The sequence below is a fragment of the Pseudomonas trutticola BRTCR10 genome (assembly GCF_056155105.1).
In genome coordinates, this window is the sequence record NZ_CM149552.1 from 2,337,015 (window position 1) to 2,352,801 (window position 15,787).

15 protein-coding genes are annotated in these 15,787 nt (G+C 59.0%); 9 read left to right on the plus strand and 6 right to left on the minus strand.

All coding sequences use genetic code 11. The features are described 5' to 3' along the window. Nucleotides 1-204 precede the first annotated feature (204 nt). From ACVVH8_RS10485 to ACVVH8_RS10505, 5 genes are all read left to right on the plus strand, one after another. Entirely contained in the window at nucleotides 205-1,752 is a 1,548-nt protein-coding gene (locus ACVVH8_RS10485; RefSeq protein ID WP_475229895.1) for an RNA-binding protein, read from the plus strand. A 338-nt stretch (nucleotides 1,753-2,090) separates the two neighbouring features. After that, nucleotides 2,091-3,317 (plus strand): RtcB family protein, encoded by a 1,227-nt coding sequence (locus ACVVH8_RS10490; protein ID WP_475229897.1) that lies wholly within the window; start codon nucleotides 2,091-2,093, stop codon nucleotides 3,315-3,317. A gap of 14 nt (nucleotides 3,318-3,331) precedes the next feature. After that, nucleotides 3,332-4,120, plus strand: coding sequence for a nucleotidyltransferase domain-containing protein (locus ACVVH8_RS10495; RefSeq protein ID WP_103304910.1), 789 nt, complete (start codon nucleotides 3,332-3,334; stop codon nucleotides 4,118-4,120). A gap of 8 nt (nucleotides 4,121-4,128) precedes the next feature. Then, entirely contained in the window at nucleotides 4,129-5,154 is a 1,026-nt protein-coding gene (gene rtcA / locus ACVVH8_RS10500; RefSeq protein WP_475229900.1) for an RNA 3'-terminal phosphate cyclase, read from the plus strand. Between the two features lie 149 nt (nucleotides 5,155-5,303). Continuing rightward, nucleotides 5,304-5,633, plus strand: coding sequence for a hypothetical protein (locus ACVVH8_RS10505; RefSeq protein WP_103304912.1), 330 nt, complete (start codon nucleotides 5,304-5,306; stop codon nucleotides 5,631-5,633). Nucleotides 5,634-5,689: 56 nt separating this feature from the next. Here the strand turns inward: ACVVH8_RS10505 and ACVVH8_RS10510 are convergent, their stop codons facing one another. Both ACVVH8_RS10510 and ACVVH8_RS10515 read right to left on the minus strand, forming a co-directional pair. Continuing rightward, complete coding sequence (locus ACVVH8_RS10510) at nucleotides 5,690-6,103, minus strand: VOC family protein (RefSeq protein WP_103304913.1); 414 nt, start codon at nucleotides 6,101-6,103, stop codon at nucleotides 5,690-5,692. A 164-nt stretch (nucleotides 6,104-6,267) separates the two neighbouring features. Beyond that, complete coding sequence (locus ACVVH8_RS10515) at nucleotides 6,268-6,948, minus strand: hypothetical protein (protein WP_475229902.1); 681 nt, start codon at nucleotides 6,946-6,948, stop codon at nucleotides 6,268-6,270. Between the two features lie 35 nt (nucleotides 6,949-6,983). On the opposite strand from ACVVH8_RS10515, the gene ACVVH8_RS10520 reads away from it, so the two are divergent. Further along, nucleotides 6,984-8,795: an ABC transporter ATP-binding protein gene (locus tag ACVVH8_RS10520; protein ID WP_475229904.1), complete on the plus strand. Its 1,812-nt coding sequence runs from the start codon at nucleotides 6,984-6,986 to the stop codon at nucleotides 8,793-8,795. On the opposite strand, the gene ACVVH8_RS10525 is transcribed toward ACVVH8_RS10520, so the two are convergent. The 3 genes from ACVVH8_RS10525 to ACVVH8_RS10535 all read right to left on the minus strand — a co-directional run bounded on the left by ACVVH8_RS10525 (nucleotide 8,792) and on the right by ACVVH8_RS10535 (nucleotide 12,182). After that, nucleotides 8,792-9,736: an alpha/beta hydrolase gene (locus tag ACVVH8_RS10525; RefSeq protein ID WP_213028172.1), complete on the minus strand. Its 945-nt coding sequence runs from the start codon at nucleotides 9,734-9,736 to the stop codon at nucleotides 8,792-8,794. The two genes, ACVVH8_RS10520 and ACVVH8_RS10525, sit on opposite strands and share 4 nt — an antisense overlap. A 112-nt stretch (nucleotides 9,737-9,848) precedes the next feature. Continuing rightward, complete coding sequence (locus tag ACVVH8_RS10530; RefSeq protein ID WP_475229907.1) at nucleotides 9,849-10,847, minus strand: NAD(P)H-quinone oxidoreductase; 999 nt, start codon at nucleotides 10,845-10,847, stop codon at nucleotides 9,849-9,851. A 60-nt stretch (nucleotides 10,848-10,907) separates the two neighbouring features. Further along, entirely contained in the window at nucleotides 10,908-12,182 is a 1,275-nt protein-coding gene (locus ACVVH8_RS10535) for a YbfB/YjiJ family MFS transporter (RefSeq protein WP_213028174.1), read from the minus strand. A gap of 111 nt (nucleotides 12,183-12,293) precedes the next feature. Between ACVVH8_RS10535 and ACVVH8_RS10540 the strand changes: the two genes are divergently transcribed. Continuing rightward, nucleotides 12,294-13,169, plus strand: coding sequence for a LysR family transcriptional regulator (locus ACVVH8_RS10540; protein WP_475229910.1), 876 nt, complete (start codon nucleotides 12,294-12,296; stop codon nucleotides 13,167-13,169). 184 nt (nucleotides 13,170-13,353) lie between these two features. Beyond that, the gene (locus ACVVH8_RS10545; protein WP_475229913.1) at nucleotides 13,354-13,830 is read left to right on the plus strand and encodes a hypothetical protein; all 477 of its coding nucleotides are present in this window, start codon (nucleotides 13,354-13,356) and stop codon (nucleotides 13,828-13,830) included. 49 nt (nucleotides 13,831-13,879) lie between these two features. Here ACVVH8_RS10545 and ACVVH8_RS10550 read toward each other — a convergent pair whose 3' ends face one another. Beyond that, entirely contained in the window at nucleotides 13,880-14,602 is a 723-nt protein-coding gene (locus ACVVH8_RS10550) for a pirin family protein (protein WP_213028176.1), read from the minus strand. 221 nt (nucleotides 14,603-14,823) lie between these two features. Here ACVVH8_RS10550 and ACVVH8_RS10555 point away from each other — a divergent pair, with 221 nt between their 5' ends. After that, nucleotides 14,824-15,774 (plus strand): GlxA family transcriptional regulator, encoded by a 951-nt coding sequence (locus ACVVH8_RS10555; protein ID WP_475229916.1) that lies wholly within the window; start codon nucleotides 14,824-14,826, stop codon nucleotides 15,772-15,774. Nucleotides 15,775-15,787 lie beyond the last annotated feature (13 nt).

Consider the following 15,787-nt stretch of genomic DNA (forward strand, 5'->3'; position numbering starts at 1 on the left):
GTTTATCTCAGAAGATAAAAGACGATATCCAATGATAGATTTTCGATGATGGGCTTGTCGCGAATTTAATCGGTAGAAACGCTCTAAAAAATAAAAACCGTTATAAATCAATAAGATAAAAATAATAAAAAAAACAAAAACAAAACTGGCACAGCGGCTGCAATACCTATCGCAACGAACAGGACAACACAGCGAGATGCCACGATGGCCAACCAGAATCTCTTCAGTACGCAATCGAATCACTTGCCAGCCTGCGACACTCTGAATGCCTCCGGTGCCTCGGCCTATGCCTACACACCCAGGCATCAACTGGCTCAATTGGCAGTGACCGGTTGCCTCAACCAGACCTTTTACGCTTCTGCTGAAAGCCAACTGGAGCAAGTGTTGAAACTGGTGGCCGAACTGGACAGTAGCTTCGTTGCCAAGGCGGCGATTTACGCTCGTAAAAAAGGCCATATGAAAGACATGCCGGCATTGCTGCTGGCCGCATTGACCGCTCAGCGTTCAATGCTGGTGCCACAGGTTTTCGAGCAAGTGATCGATAGCGGCAAAATGTTGCGCAACTTTGTGCAGATCCTCCGCAGCGGTGCCACCGGGCGTAAATCCCTTGGTTCGCAGCCGAAGCGATTGGTGCAGAACTGGTTGAACAGCGCGACTGAACGCCAACTCTTGCAAGCATCGATTGGCAATCAGCCTTCGTTGGCGGATGTAGTGAAAATGGTTCATCCAAAACCTGCCGAAGCCTGGCGCGAAGCGTTCTTCGCCTGGTTGATCGGTAAGCCGGTGGATGTACAGGCGCTTCCGCAATTGACCCGCGATCTGCTGGCGTTTCGCAGCGGCGCGATTGAAGAAGTGCCAGCGGTGCCGTTCCAGTTGCTCGGCAACGAAACCTTGAGCAAGGAACAATGGGCCGCTCAGGCTCGCAACATGGGCTGGCAGGGGCTGCGTATCAACCTCAACACTCTGGCTCGCCACGGTGCGTTTGAAGTGCCAGGTTGCGTCGAGTATGTGGCGGCGCGGTTGGCGGATCCGCAAGAAGTTGCCAAGGCGCGGGTGTATCCGTACCAGTTGCTGGCGGCCTATCGAATGATGGGTGAGGACGTTCCAGCGCGGATACGTGAAGCGTTGCAGGATGCATTGGAATTGTCGTTGGCCAACGTGCCACAACTGCAAGGTTCAGTGGTGGTTTGCCCGGATGTTTCGGGCTCGATGGGCAGCCCGGCAACCGGTTATCGCCAAGGCGCGACTTCGGTGGTGCGTTGCATCGATGTCGCGGCGCTGGTGGCAGCAGCCGTATTGCGCAAACAACCGCTGGCACGGGTGATGCCGTTCGAAGTGGGCGTGGTGGATATCCAGCTCAACCCGCGTGACAGCGTGATCAGTAATGCGGAGAAACTCGCCAGTATTTTTGGCGGTGGCACCAACTGCTCGGCACCGCTGGCGAAACTGGCCGACAGCAAGGCCAGGGTCGACACGCTGATTCTGGTATCGGACAACGAATCCTGGATCGACATACGACGTCGGGGAGCCAGTGAGACGATGCGTCAATGGGAGCGAATCAAGCAGATCAACCCGCAGGCGCGACTGGTGTGCATCGATATCCAGCCTGGCCATGCAACACAGGCAGCGGATCGCGATGACATCTTGAATGTCGGCGGTTTCAGCGATGCGGTGTTTGATGTGATCGAGCAGTTCACCAGCGGTCATTACGGTGCGCAGCATTGGGTTGAAGCGATCGAAAACATGCAATGAATTGATTTATCACAGGCGCTGAATGCCGATGGGACTACATCCAAGACGTCTCATCAAACCCTTGTCAGCGCGTGTGACGGCACGAATGCCGGGTGGCTGTACATTGGAGTCCGGTTAATCCCGGAGCGCGGCAACGCGCAACAGTCACCCACTTTTGTCGTGCCACCTTATTTGTAGTGAAGGCAGCGAATGCGACAGGTACTCCATAGGAAACGCGGGTTCGAATCCCGCCCCGGCAACGGGGGCTTAAATCAGGCGGAGCCACAGTGTCTGTGTTTTTGTCGCTGCGACAAACGGAACAACGCCGAATGATCGGCCAATGAATAAAGAATAGAGAAATGAAAGAACATACCTACCAACTGCTCGAAGTCGCCAACGGCAAGCCGATCAAGCTCTGGACCGAAGGCGTCCCGGTGGAAAACGAGGCACGCGAGCAGTTGATGAACACCGCGAAGATGCCGTTCATCTTCAAGCATCTGGCGGTCATGCCGGACGTGCATCTGGGCAAGGGCTCGACCATCGGCAGCGTGATTCCAACGGTTGGCGCGATCATTCCAGCTGCGGTCGGCGTGGACATCGGTTGCGGCATGATCGCGGCGCGTACGTCGCTGACCGCCGCCGATCTGCCGGACAATCTGCTCGGGCTGCGCAGTGCCATCGAGCAAGCGGTGCCACACGGCCGCAGTTCACCCCGGTCGCGGCGTGACAAGGGCGCCTGGGACGAGATTCCGCAACAGGCCGATCAGGCATGGGCGGCATTGCATCCGCGGTTCAAGTTGATCACCGACAAGTATCCGAAACTGGCCAACACCAACAACCGCGGGCATTTGGGCACTTTGGGCAGCGGCAACCACTTCATCGAAGTGTGCCTGGATGAAGCAAACCGCGTCTGGTTCATGTTGCACAGCGGTTCACGCGGTGTCGGTAACGCCATCGGCAACCTGTTCATTCAAATGGCCCAGGCGGATATGCGTCAGCACATCGCCAACCTGCCGGACCGCGACCTGGCGTACTTCGAAGAAGGCAGTCAGCACTTTGACGATTACGTGGAGGCAGTGGGCTGGGCGCAGGACTTCGCCAAACAGAACCGTGAGTTGATGATGCGAGCGGTGATTCAGGCGACGCGGCAGATCATCCGCAAACCGTTCGAAGTGGCGTTGGAGGCGGTCAACTGCCACCACAACTACGTGCAGAAAGAGCGGCATTTCGGCGAAGACATTCTGGTCACCCGCAAAGGTGCGGTGTCGGCGAAGAAGGGCGAGCTGGGGATTATTCCGGGCTCGATGGGCGCCAAGAGTTTCATTGTCCGCGGCCTGGGCAACGAAGAGTCGTTCAGCTCCTGCAGCCACGGCGCCGGTCGCACCATGAGTCGCACCAAGGCGAAGAACACCTTCACCGTCGAAGATCAGATCCGCGCCACCGCTCATGTGGAGTGCCGTAAGGATGAAGCGGTGATCGACGAAATTCCGATGGCCTACAAGGACATCGACAAAGTCATGCACGCCCAGCGTGAGCTGGTGGAAGTGCTGCACACCCTGCGTCAGGTGGTGTGCGTCAAAGGTTAAAAGGAAAAGATGTCATGGAATTCGAAGAGCGCCACCCGCTGTGCAGCACGATGCGCGCACGGGTGCTGGAAGAGCTGGCGCGCATAGAGCGCGAGCGCAACGTTACGGTGTTGTATGCCTGTGAGTCTGGAAGCCGGGCCTGGGGCTTTGCCTCGACCGACAGTGATTACGACGTACGGTTTGTGTACGTGGAGAAGCCTGACTGGTTTGTTCAGGTCGACACCCCGCGAGACGTGATCGAGCGACCGCTGGACGACGAACTCGACGTCAGTGGCTGGGAGCTGCGCAAGACCCTCGGGTTGCTGCGCAAGTCCAATCCGACGCTGCTGGAGTGGCTCGATTCGCCCTTGGTGTATCGCAGCGAAACGGCAGCGGTGGGGCAACTGCGCGAATTGGCGGAGGCGTTCTATAGCCCGCCGGCCGCCCGTAGCCATTATCTGTCGATGGCAAAGAAGAACTTTCGCGGCTACCTGCAAGGCGAAACCGTGCGGTTCAAAAAGTACTTCTACGTGCTACGGCCGCTGCTGGCGGTGCGCTGGATCGATCAGGGCCGCGGCCGGCCACCAATGACCTTCGCCGATCTGCTGACCACGGTCGATGATCGCGCATTGCTCGATGAAGTCGACGAACTGCTTGCGCTTAAACGCAATGCCGACGAGAGCGCCTACGGGCCACGGCGTTCGGCGCTGCACGGGTTCATCGCTGCTGAGCTTGAGCGCGAAGTGCCTGCATTAAAAAGAACTCAGGAAAACTCGCGACGGCTGGATCAGTACCTCAGGGATACCGTCGGGCTGTACGCATAAGGATTGCAATGAAACAGGAAGTGATTGAACTGGACGGCGCCATCGGTGGCGGTCAGGTGTTACGCAGTGCCTTGAGCCTGTCGATGGTGACAGGTCGGGCGTTTCGCATTAAGCGGATTCGCGCCAGACGCAGCCGTCCGGGACTTTTGCGTCAGCATTTGACGGCGGTGCTGGCGGCGGCCGAGGTGTGTGGCGCCAAGACCTTGGATGCGGAGTTGGGTTCGCAGGCATTGAGTTTCGAGCCGGGAGCGATTCGCGGCGGCGATTACCAGTTCGCGATTGGCACGGCTGGAAGTTGCACGCTGGTGTTGCAAACGCTGTTGCCTGCGTTGTTGCGCGCACCCGAGGCGAGTCGGGTGCGGATCAGCGGCGGTACTCATAATCCGCTGGCACCGCCGACGGATTTCCTGACCCGCAGTTGGTTGCCATTGCTGCGGCGTATGGGCGCCAACATTGAGCTGGATCTGCTGCGACACGGTTTTGTACCGGCAGGGGGCGGTGAGATCGAGGCAAGGGTGCAGCCGTCAGCGCTTGTCCGAATGGACTTGTGTGAGCGAGGCGCGGCCATTTCGTCCCGGGCTTCAGCACTGACGGCCGGGCTTGCACCGGTTGTCGCCGAGCGTGAGCTTGATCGAGTGTCCAGGCGTTTGAGTCTGCCGGCGGACGCATTGCAGCAGGTCACGCTCGATCCGGCGCGTGGGCCGGGCAACGTGCTGTTGCTGGAATACGCATTTGAGCATGTCACTGAAGTGTTCAGCGCATTTGGTCAGGTTTCACTCCGGGCGGAGAAGGTCGCAGACGCGGCGATCAACCAGGCGGCGGACTGGTTGCACAGCGGTGCGGCGGTGGCCGAACACCTCGCCGATCAGTTGCTGCTGCCGATGGCGCTGGCCGGTGGTGGATCGTTTACCACGCCGCGCATGACCGAGCATCTGCACAGCAACATTGCCGTTATCGAGCAGTTTTTGCCGATCAGCGTCGAATGTCTGGAGGAGGGGCCAGATCGTTTAAGGGTTGAGGTCAGTGCGATCTGACAAATGCAACGGGACAGCGGGATTTCATCATGACATCGCGCTGTCCCTTTTTTTGTAGCCGAATATTGCCAAAAAGCGGCAAATTGCTGGCCCCCGAGTGACTGCTTCGTCGGCAAAATCGCCTTTTTTCAAAAGGTTAGGTTGGCTATATGCGGACGATTGTCATAACCGTTGCAACGCTTTCCCTGGCTGTTCTTGCCTCGGGAGTCCAGGCAAAAGAGTTAAGCAAAAGCCATCGCTTTGCCTGTGCCTGGGGATCGGATATTGCCGCCGGTGCGCAACAGTCCAAGCTGTCAGGGATATCTTTGTATGGGGCGCGTAAACAATTGCAGGTGCGCAAATTCCAGCAACCGTGGATGCGCATGACTGCCATGGGCATTACCGAGCAGACCTACAACAGCGCCTCGAAGCTCAAACCGGCGGCGGTCAAGCAGACCTATTACGAGCAATGCGTCAGACACGAATTGGCCCAGCGCTGAACAAAAAGCCCAACCTGAACCGGTTGGGCTTTTTCATGCCTGACGAACCGCCAGCGTTATTTTTCACTTTCGCAATTGACCATCCACGACACGCCAAAACGATCTACCAGCATGCCGAAGCGTGCGGCCCAGAAGGTTGCTTCCAGTGGCATATCGACGCGCCCGTCCTTGGCCAATGCGTTAAATACCCGTTCGGCTTCAGCGATGCTGTCGACATTCAGTGAAATCGAGCATCCGCTCATGCCCTGAGTCGGCCGGTCGGGCGTAGTGTCCGAGGCCATGATCGACTGATCGCCGACTTGCAGTGACGTGTGAATGATCAGATGGTGATGCTCTTTCGGCACATGCTCGGCGGCCGGCGTTTCGCCGAAGGTCATCATGGCCTCAAGTTTCCCTTGCAAGGCTTGCTCGTAGAACGTGAAGGCTTCGCGGCAGTCGCCGTTGAAAATCAGGTACGGGTTGATTCTCATGTCTCTGCTCCCGGTGGTCAGACGCGGAGAGTGGCGACCGTTCGCCGGGTTCCGCGATGGGCGGTGAAAACATAGCAGAGCGTTGGACGCCGGGAAGTGCGAAGTCTTCCAGACGTTTTTCTCATGAAAAACGCACGTCTTAGCACGGCGCAGTGTTCTGACATTCAATCGACAATAAAGCGCTCGTCTTCATCACTCAGACATATCGTCAATTGATGGCCATCCTTGTCGAATGCACAGTTGGGCAATGAAAGCTGCATTGCGATCCGGATGGGCGCACCGATAAACACAATGGCGATCAGGGTGGCTACGATGGCTTTGCCGATCAATACAGGACGAGACCCAAGGCGGTTGTTCCTGAGCCGCGAACGCAGATACAGGCCAAGGGCAAGGAGAGCAGCGCCGATGAACATTGTGCTGCCGATTTCATGCGGGGTGATGCTGTAGATCTGCTGCTCTGCGTCGTCCGGATAATTGATCAGCCACCAAGTGCCTATACCCAGTGGCAAAAGTCCTGCGGCGATACAGGCAGGTATCGACCCGGGCAAGCGCAGCAGCAGGCTCAACAACAAGACCCCGGTGGTTATCATCCACGCGGAGGCAAACAGGGGGCCGTTCATGCCACCCATGAAAGTGCCGCCGACATCCCTGGGGGAGATCAGGTACACGTCATAAAAGGCGATGTGCAGTGTCAGTGCGAGTACAGCGAGCCAGCAGACAGGGTAGTAAAACCAGAAGAAATTGGCGCGGGATAACACACTCAGTCCTTTTCGTGGTGTTCGGGCGCGGCAGTATGCCGAGGAATACCCGACACTGGAAATCCAATCGCGGCGCTGGAGTACCATGGCGCACTCTCTTCCTCTGCCGAGCCCAATGCCCTATGCCTGTTCTATCGCGCTTCACGTCATTGCTCGACCAGGGACAGCGGGCCTTGCGACTGGTTTGGGGCACGTCGCGCGGCTTGTTCCTGGGGCTGGTACTGGCGACGTTGTTTGCCGGACTGCTGCCGGCGCTGGCGGCATGGCTGGGGCAACGGATTGTCGATGCGGTGGTCGCGGCGATGCAGCTGCACGCGCAGCACGGTACGGCGCCATTGTGGCCGGTGTTGCGTTATGTGTTGCTGGAGGCCGGGGTGTTGGCGTTGTTGTCCGGAACACAACGGGCGCTGTCCGTGCAGCAGTCGCTCTTGCGGGTGCAACTGGGGCAGAAGGTCAACACGCTGATTCTGGAGAAAGCACAGACCCTGTCGCTGGTGCAATTCGAGAATTCCGAGTTCTACGACAAACTGGTGCGCGTGCGTCGCGAAGCCTCGACCCGGCCATTGGCCTTGGTGATGAAGTCGTTGGGGCTGATCCAGAACCTGATCATGCTGATCAGTTTCGGCGTGCTGCTGGTGCACTTTTCGCCGTGGGCGCTGGTGTTGCTGGTGGTCGGCGCGTTGCCGGTGTTCTTCGCCGAGGCGCATTTTTCCGGTGACGCTTTTCGTCTGTTCACCCGGCGTGCGCCGGAAAGTCGCCAGCAGAATTACATCGAAACCCTGCTGTCCCACGAGGCCTACATCAAAGAGGTCAAGCTGTTCGGTTTCGCGCCGCTGTTGTTGCAACGCTATCGCGACACGTTCGCCAGGCTCTATGCCGAAGACCGCCGATTGACCTTGCGCCGCGATGGCTGGGGCTTCGGCCTCGGATTGCTGGGTACAGCGGCGTTTTACCTGGCCTATGCCTGGGTGGTGATCGATGCTGTGCATGGCAATATCAGCCTGGGCCAGATGACCATGTACCTGGTGCTGTTCAAGCAAGGGCAGGGCGCAGTCAGTAGCAGTCTGAGCGCGATCAGTGGGTTGTACGAAGATGGCCTGTACCTGACGAGTCTTTACGAATACCTGGCTGAACCGGTACTCGCCGACACCGGTCATCTGACCGTCGGCGCGCAACCGGGCGATGGTTTGCGCTTCGAGAACGTCGGGTTCCGTTACCCCGGTGCGAGTCGCGCGGCACTGCAAGGCATCGACCTGCATCTGGTGCCGGGGAAAAGCATGGCGCTGGTGGGGGAGAACGGCTCCGGTAAGACCACGCTGATCAAGTTGCTGACCCGGCTCTACCGTCCGGATCAAGGGCGGATTCTGCTCGATGGCAGTGACTTGCAGGATTGGCAGGAAACCACGTTGCGTCAGCGCATCGGGGTGATTTTCCAGGATTACATCCGCTATCAATTCAGCGTCGGGGAAAACATCGGCGTTGGCGATACGCTGGCGTTCAACGATCAGCAACGCTGGAAGGACGCCGCTGCCGAAGGCATGGCCGCGCCCTTTATCGAAGGCCTCGATCAGGGTTACGCAACGCAATTGGGGCGCTGGTTTGCCGGTGGTCAGGAGCTGTCTGGCGGGCAATGGCAGAAGATTGCCTTGTCCCGGGCCTACATGCGTCGTGATGCCGACATCCTGATTCTTGATGAACCGACCTCAGCCCTCGATCCGGCGGCAGAGGCGGCGGTGTTCGAGCATTTCAGTCAACACACCGAAGGGCGGATGACCTTGCTGATCTCTCACCGGTTTTCCAGCGTGCGCAATGCCGACCACATCATCGTGCTGGAACAGGGGCGGATTCTGGAGCAGGGCGATCATGACGAGTTGATCGCCTGTGCCGGGCATTACGCGCAACTGTTCGATTTGCAGGCTCGCGGCTACCGTTAGGAGTCCTGCGCGCTGCGCAGCATGGCCGGCCCGGCTACACGCGGCGCCGGTTTACTCTGCATCAATGCATCGATCGCCTTGCGATAATTCTGCCCACCCAGTGCCATGCTGTTGTTGTGCGTGGCACCCGGTACCAGCAACAGTCGCTTGGGTTGTTGCGCGGCGTTGAACAACTGCTCACTGAAGCGCGACGGCACGAACGCATCGGCCAGACCGTGCACCACCAGCAATGGCATATGAATGTCGGCGATTTTGTCGATGGAATCGAATTTCTGCGACAGCAGCCAGCGCACCGGCAGCGAGGTATTGGCCACGGCCGCAGTCACATCTGCCAGTGAAGTGAATGTGGATTCGATCACCAGCCCACGCACGGGGAGTGCGGCGTGATCACGGGCAGCATCCTTGCCGAGTTCGGCGGCCAGATCGATTGCCACGGCACCGCCCAGAGAGTGGCCGTAGATCAGGCGCTTGTTCGGGTCCGGCTGCAACAGTTTGAAACGCTCCCAGGCGACTCGCGCATCTTCGTAAACGCTGCTTTCCGAGGGCAGATCACCCTTGCTCTTGCCGAACCCACGGTAATCGATGGCCAGCACCGAATAACCCGCCGCGCGCAATTGCTCGATACGGAACAATTGCCCGGTGAGGTTCCAGCGCACACCGTGCAGATAAAGAATCGCCGGGGCATTGGCTTTTTCCGCCGGCCACCACCAAGCGTGGATGTTCTGCCCGGCCTTGAAACTCTTCGGTTGCAGATCGAGTTCCTGCACGCTGCCCGGCAAACCGTGGTACCAACCGGCCGTACCGGGCTCGATGCGAAACAGCAATTTGCGCTCGGCATGTTCCAGCACGGCACAGCTCGTCGGCACACCGATAATCAACGCGGCCATGCAGGCGAACGCCAGGCGGCGACGGCGCAGTCGAGTCATGAAGGAAAGGAACATTAAACGTTTCACCGCAGCGCAGACAAAGAAGGCTTTTTACCAGATGACTCGGTCTGCGCGCGATATTTTCGACCACCGTGCGAGGTCAACAATTACAAAATGCTGCGATGGTTCAGTTCACCTGCAGGACAATCTTGCCGATATGGTCACCGGCTTCCATGTGCGCATGCCCCTGAGCTGCGTCGGTGAGTGCGTAGACTTTGTCGATCATCGGCAGGCAGCGCCCAGCGTTCAGCGCCGGCCAGACGTGTTCGCGCAGTTGATCGGCGATGGCGGATTTCTCCGCCGTGGTGCGTGCACGCAATAGCGATCCGGTCACCACCGCGCGTTTACCAAGGATCGCCAGCAGATCGACATCGTTGGCCCGGGCGCCGCCGAGGAAACCGAGCATGACCACGCGTCCGTCCATCGCCAAGGCGCTGACGTTGCCGTTGAGGTACGAGCCACCCATGATGTCGAGAACCACATTGACACCTTGGCCAGCGGTTTTCTCGGCGATCACTTCAGCAAAATTCTGCTCGCGATAGTTGATCGCCTGGCCGCCCAGTTGACTGATCGCCGCGCACTTTTCAGGGCTGCCGGCGGTGGCGAAGGCTTCGATGCCAAATTCGCGGCAGAGCATCAGCGCCGTAGTGCCGATGCCGCTGGTGCCGCCATGAATGAGTACACGTTGCCCACGGCTGGCACCGCCGAGGCCAAACAGGTTGGCCCACACGGTAAAGAAGGTTTCCGGGATCGCGGCGGCGTGCACCCAGTCGAGTCCGTCGGGAATCGGTAGCGTCTGGCCCGCCGGAACGGTGCAGTATTCAGCGTAGCCGCCGCCATTGGTCAGCGCGCAGACTCGATCACCCACAGCAAACTGGCTGACCCCGGCGCCGAGGGCCACCACTTCGCCGGCCACTTCGAGACCGGGAATCGGGTTCATGCCGGGCTTCATCGGATACTTTCCGGCGCGCTGCAAGGCGTCCGGCCGGTTGATGCCGGCTGCGTGTACGCGAATCAGCACTTCACCTTCAGCGGCCACCGGCAGCGGTACGCGTTTGGGTTGCAGGACTTCGGGGCCACCGGGTTCAGTGATTTCGATGCGGGTCATTTCGTTGGGCAAGGTCATTTCAATTCCTGCTGATGAAGGTTCCGTAGATGGGAGGTCTGTGCAGTGCAAAAATTCCAGTCAATCGGCGCAACCCTGTGGGAGTGGGCTTGCCCGCGAAGGCGCCTGCACAGCCAATGCAGCGTTGTCAGGCAGGGCACTTGCGTGAGCAGGCCCACGCCCACCCTGATTTGTGCGGTACCAGAGGTTCATCGCCTGCTCCAGCAACAACGCCACCACGATCGCGCCAGCGGCGATCACGAACAGCAACGCGTGATGGCCGCCCGTGGCATTGAACACGGCTGAATAGGCAAACCCGGCCAGCGCCTGAAACGTAGCGAACGACACGGTGGCCCGGCTCCAGGCGATCTGCTGGCGATGATGCTCCGGCACCAGCTCATGCACACGGGCCAAGGCCAATGGCACGATGCCGGGCGGAAATGAGCCCAGCACCACTGCGAGCACCGCCAGCGCGATGAATGAGTGAGACGTCGCCAGCAGTCCAAGCGCAATCGCCTGCACCACCAGGACCAGACGAATGCTCGTCCGGGCGCCGAATTTGTCCGCCAGAAAGCCATAACTCACCGGCCCGACAATCGCCCCCAGGCCATACATCACCCACACCAGCGCGCCGATATGTGCCCCGGCACCGATCCCGCGTGCCACGTAATCCACCAGAAACACCATGGCTGGCACCAGTCCGGCGGCCATGAAAGCGTATTGAGCGAACAGTAAATACACGCCGGGCGGTGTCGGCTGGACCGCCGCGTTCGATTGAGCGGCCACCGTGTGCGGCAAGTCAGAAGGCCAGCCAAACCAGCTCAACGCGGTCAGCAGCAAGGACAATGCGCCCAGTCCCAACCAGGTGGCTTGCAGGCCCAGACTCAACAGCGGTGGCACGATGGTCCCCGAGCCGGCGATGCCCAGCCCGATGCCCAGGAAGATCGCGCCGCTGGCCAAACCTTTGCGGGACGCTGGCACGTGGGGCAACACCGTCGCGGCCACCAGCACCATGATCGCGCCACCGGTGATCCCCGACAGCAAGCGCCAGCCGAAGAACCAGCTCACCGACAACGGAAACGCACAGGCAAAAAAAGCGGCGGTGACGAGCAACATCATCAAGCGCAGGGCGTTTTTGTTGCCGAGTTGGCGTGCGAGCGGCCGACCGAGCAGGGCGCCGATCAGATAGCCAACCAGATTGGCCGCGCCGAGGTAGACCACGTCGTTGGCGGAGAACCACTGCGCCTGAATCAGTTCGGGAATCAGCGGTGTGTAGGCAAAGCGTGCCAGACCAATACTGACCAGGCTGGCGCAAAGTCCGGCGAAGATGGCTAGTGCTGAAGATGACGTACGCATGGGAGCGTTCCTTGGGAAGGTGTATGGCGCTGAGCATATCGGCTATCGTTGCTGCTTTAACGCAGCGATTAGGCGGCGCAGTGATGCATATTTGCATCGGTAGAGGGCGGTATGAATTGGGATGATGCACGGGTGTTTCTCGCTGTTTGCCGCGAGTCTTCGCTACGGGGTGCAGCGCGGGTTCTAGGCGTGGATCAGGCCACCGTCGGGCGGCGTATAACCGCGTTGGAAAAGTCCCTGAGCGCGACATTGTTCTTGCGTACGTCCGATGGGTACGCGCTGACGGCGGTTGGCGAAGCGGCGCTGAAAAACGTAGAAAAAATGGAGCATTCGGCGCTGGAGCTGGAGCGGCAGATCCAAGGTCTGGATGATCGCCTGACAGGCACCGTGCGGGTCAGCACCACTGATTCGCTGGCCATCGACTTCCTGATCCCGGCCATCGCGCGCCTGCACCGGCAGCACCCGGACGTGCGCGTGGAACTGGATGCGTCCACGCAAATTCTCAGTCTGGCCAAACGCGAAGCGGACATCGCCGTGCGCAACACCCGACCGGACAACCCCGACCTGATCGCCCGGCGGATTGCCCGCTGGCCGGTAGGGTTGTTCGCCTCACAGGCCTACATCGACGCCAAGGGGATTCCGCAGCAGGGCACGGCGTTCGAAGGCCATGACCTGGTGGTCTATCAACCTTACTTGCAGAGTCGCAAGGACCTGACACTGGTCAGCGAGCCCATCTATCTTGGGCGAATCGTCGCCAGTCTCAGTTCCAGCCTCTTGGTGCGCCGCTCGATTGCGGCCGGAATCGGTGTAGGAGAAATGACCGCTTACATGGCCGAACGCGATGGCTTGGTCAGGCTCTGGCCGGAGCGCAGTTGCCCGCAACCCTATGAGGTGTGGCTGGTGACTCATGCGGATTTGCGCCATACCGCGCGCGTGAGGGCGGTAATCGAACAAATTGTCGAGGTGTTTGCGACAGAGAATGAGTGAGTGCGACGACTGCTTTGGCAAAACTACGCTGCCTGACGAAAAGGCCTACACCCCGAGCAGAATCCGCTGGCTTGTGGGCTTTGGGGGAGGGCTCTATTGTTTCTACAGCTGGGTGAGAGACGTAGCGCTTACACCCAGGTGATCGACCAGGGAAGGTATCGGTAACCCAAGGAAGGGGATCGGATTGAACGCCAGGGAAATTGAGCAATACCAAAACATGAACGCTTCGAGTAAAGGTCAGAGCACTCCCGCCATGAACACTATCAGCCGTGAAGAATTCAACGCCAGAATCGAGACCATTGAGACAAGGATGGATGCTCGGATGGAGGCTGTATCAGGGAGGATCGATGCGTTTCTTTTAGCTCAGGCAGCCAGGGACAAAGCGAATGAACGCATTCGGATCGAGCGCGATAAACGCCTCGACTCAATTGCCGTAGAGTCGAAAGAAGCGCTCAGACAAGCAAGTACCGTGAAGGCGAATGTCTGGATGGCAACGGCTGTGCATTTATTTGGCGTGGTCAGCATTGTCATTGGTGGCTACTTCGCCAGTCAGGCCAATCTGTATGTTGCGATACAAACAACCCAGACGGCGGTTCAGGCGGGCAAGGATGTCGGCGTACCAAAGCCTGCCGAGCTGCCATCGTCCGAGTCGCCACAATAAAAAACGGCCTTCAAAAGAAGGCCGTTTTTACGCGCGTTGGAGCACTGCCTCATGGCATCTGCGGCAACTCCTGCGGCCGCAAGTCAAACACCAGTACCTCGGCATCCACGCCATTGTTCAAGGTCAGCGCCTGTTCTTCGCGAACCCGCACGCCGTCACCTTCCTGCAACCGCTGACCGTTCAGTTCAACACTGCCGCGAGCCACGTGGACATAAGCGTAGCGATTGGCCGGCAGTTTCAGCGTGGCGCTTTCCTTGCCATCGAACAGCCCGGCATAGACCCGCGCATCCTGGCGCACGGTCAGCGAGCCGTCGCTGCCGTCCGGCGAGATGATCAATTGCAGCCGGCCGCGTTTTTTCTGCGGGCTGAAATGCTCCTGTTGATAGCGTGGTTTGGCGCCGCCAACGTCCGGCACGATCCAGATTTGCAGAAAGTGCACAGGCTTGGTCGCCGAATGGTTGAACTCGCTGTGCGCCACGCCGCTGCCGGCACTCATCAGTTGCACATCGCCGGGGCGGATCACCGAACCGGTGCCCAGGGTGTCCTTATGCTCCAGCGCACCTTCCAGCACGTAGGAAAAGATCTCCATGTCGCGATGCGGGTGCTGGCCGAAACCTTTGCCGGCGGCAACGCGGTCATCGTTGATCACCAGCAGGTCGGAAAACCCCTGCTCCCGCGGATCGCGATAGCTGGCGAAAGAAAAGGTGTGGAACGACTTCAACCAGCCATGATTGGCGAGGCCACGATCGGAGGCTTTGCGAAGAGTCAGCATGATGAAATCTCCTTGGGGGACGTTGATTCGTCCGAGTGAGGAGAAGCTTACTGGTTACCTTTCGATGCAATAAGTAGGTGGAAATTGAAAGACTGTCGCAATCAGGTTGACAGTTTTGCGCGGCAGTTCACGCAACTTTTTCCGACACTCATCGCACGCTTGGCCATAATGTCCAACCTGTCTCATGCGTTTACTTTCTTTGATCTCAGTGATGTCTCCCCATGAAAACCGTGGCAATGGTGTTGTTCCCCGATTTTCTCCTGCTCGACATGGCCGGGCCGATGGAAGTGTTTTCGGTGGCCAATCGTTTCCTGAAAGCAGAATCACATTATCAATTGGTCACCCTCGGCACTGAGCGCGGCAAGTTGCGCGCCTCCAATGGTTTATGGGTGCACGCCGATCGGCCTGTCGAAGACGACCGTGAGCACTATGACTTGCTGCTGGTACCCGGCGGCCCCGGTGCTTACAACGAGAAATTCCCGGCGCTGTTCGACTGGTTGCCGGACGCCGTGCAGCGCGCCGAACGCTATGGCTCGATCTGTACCGGCGCCTTCGTGCTGGGCCATGCCGGATTACTCGACGGCTTTCGCGTGACCACCCACTGGAATTACACCGAACGCCTGATCAAGGGCTTCCCGAGAGCCACGGTCACGACCGACCAGATCTACGTTGAAGATCGCAATTTGATCACTTCCGGGGGGGTTACCGCGGGCATCGATCTGGCGCTGGCCGTAGTCGCACGGGACCATGGCAAAAAACTCGCGCAGGATGTGGCCAAAGTGTTGCTGGTGGTAATGAAGCGCCAGGGCGGGCAGGCCCAGTTCAGCCCATTGATGGCCGCCGTCGCGCCGCAGGAGACTCCGATCACCCGGGTGCAGAATTACGTGCTGGAACACCTCGACGAAGCGTTCACCGTGGAGCGCATGGCGGGGCTCGCGAACATGAGTGCGCGGCACTTCGCGCGCTTGTTCAGCCGTGACGTCAACATGACGCCTATGGAGTTTCTGCAAAGTGCGCGTATCGATTGCGCGCGCAGCTTGCTCGAAACCAGCGATCTGCCGATGAAAACCGTGGCTTATAAAAGCGGCTTCGGCAGCGTGCGGCACATGCGCTCGTTGTTCGCTGAAAAGCTCTGTCTTACCCCTGCGCAGTACCGCGAACAGTTCAGCTAGAGCGGTTCTGTCC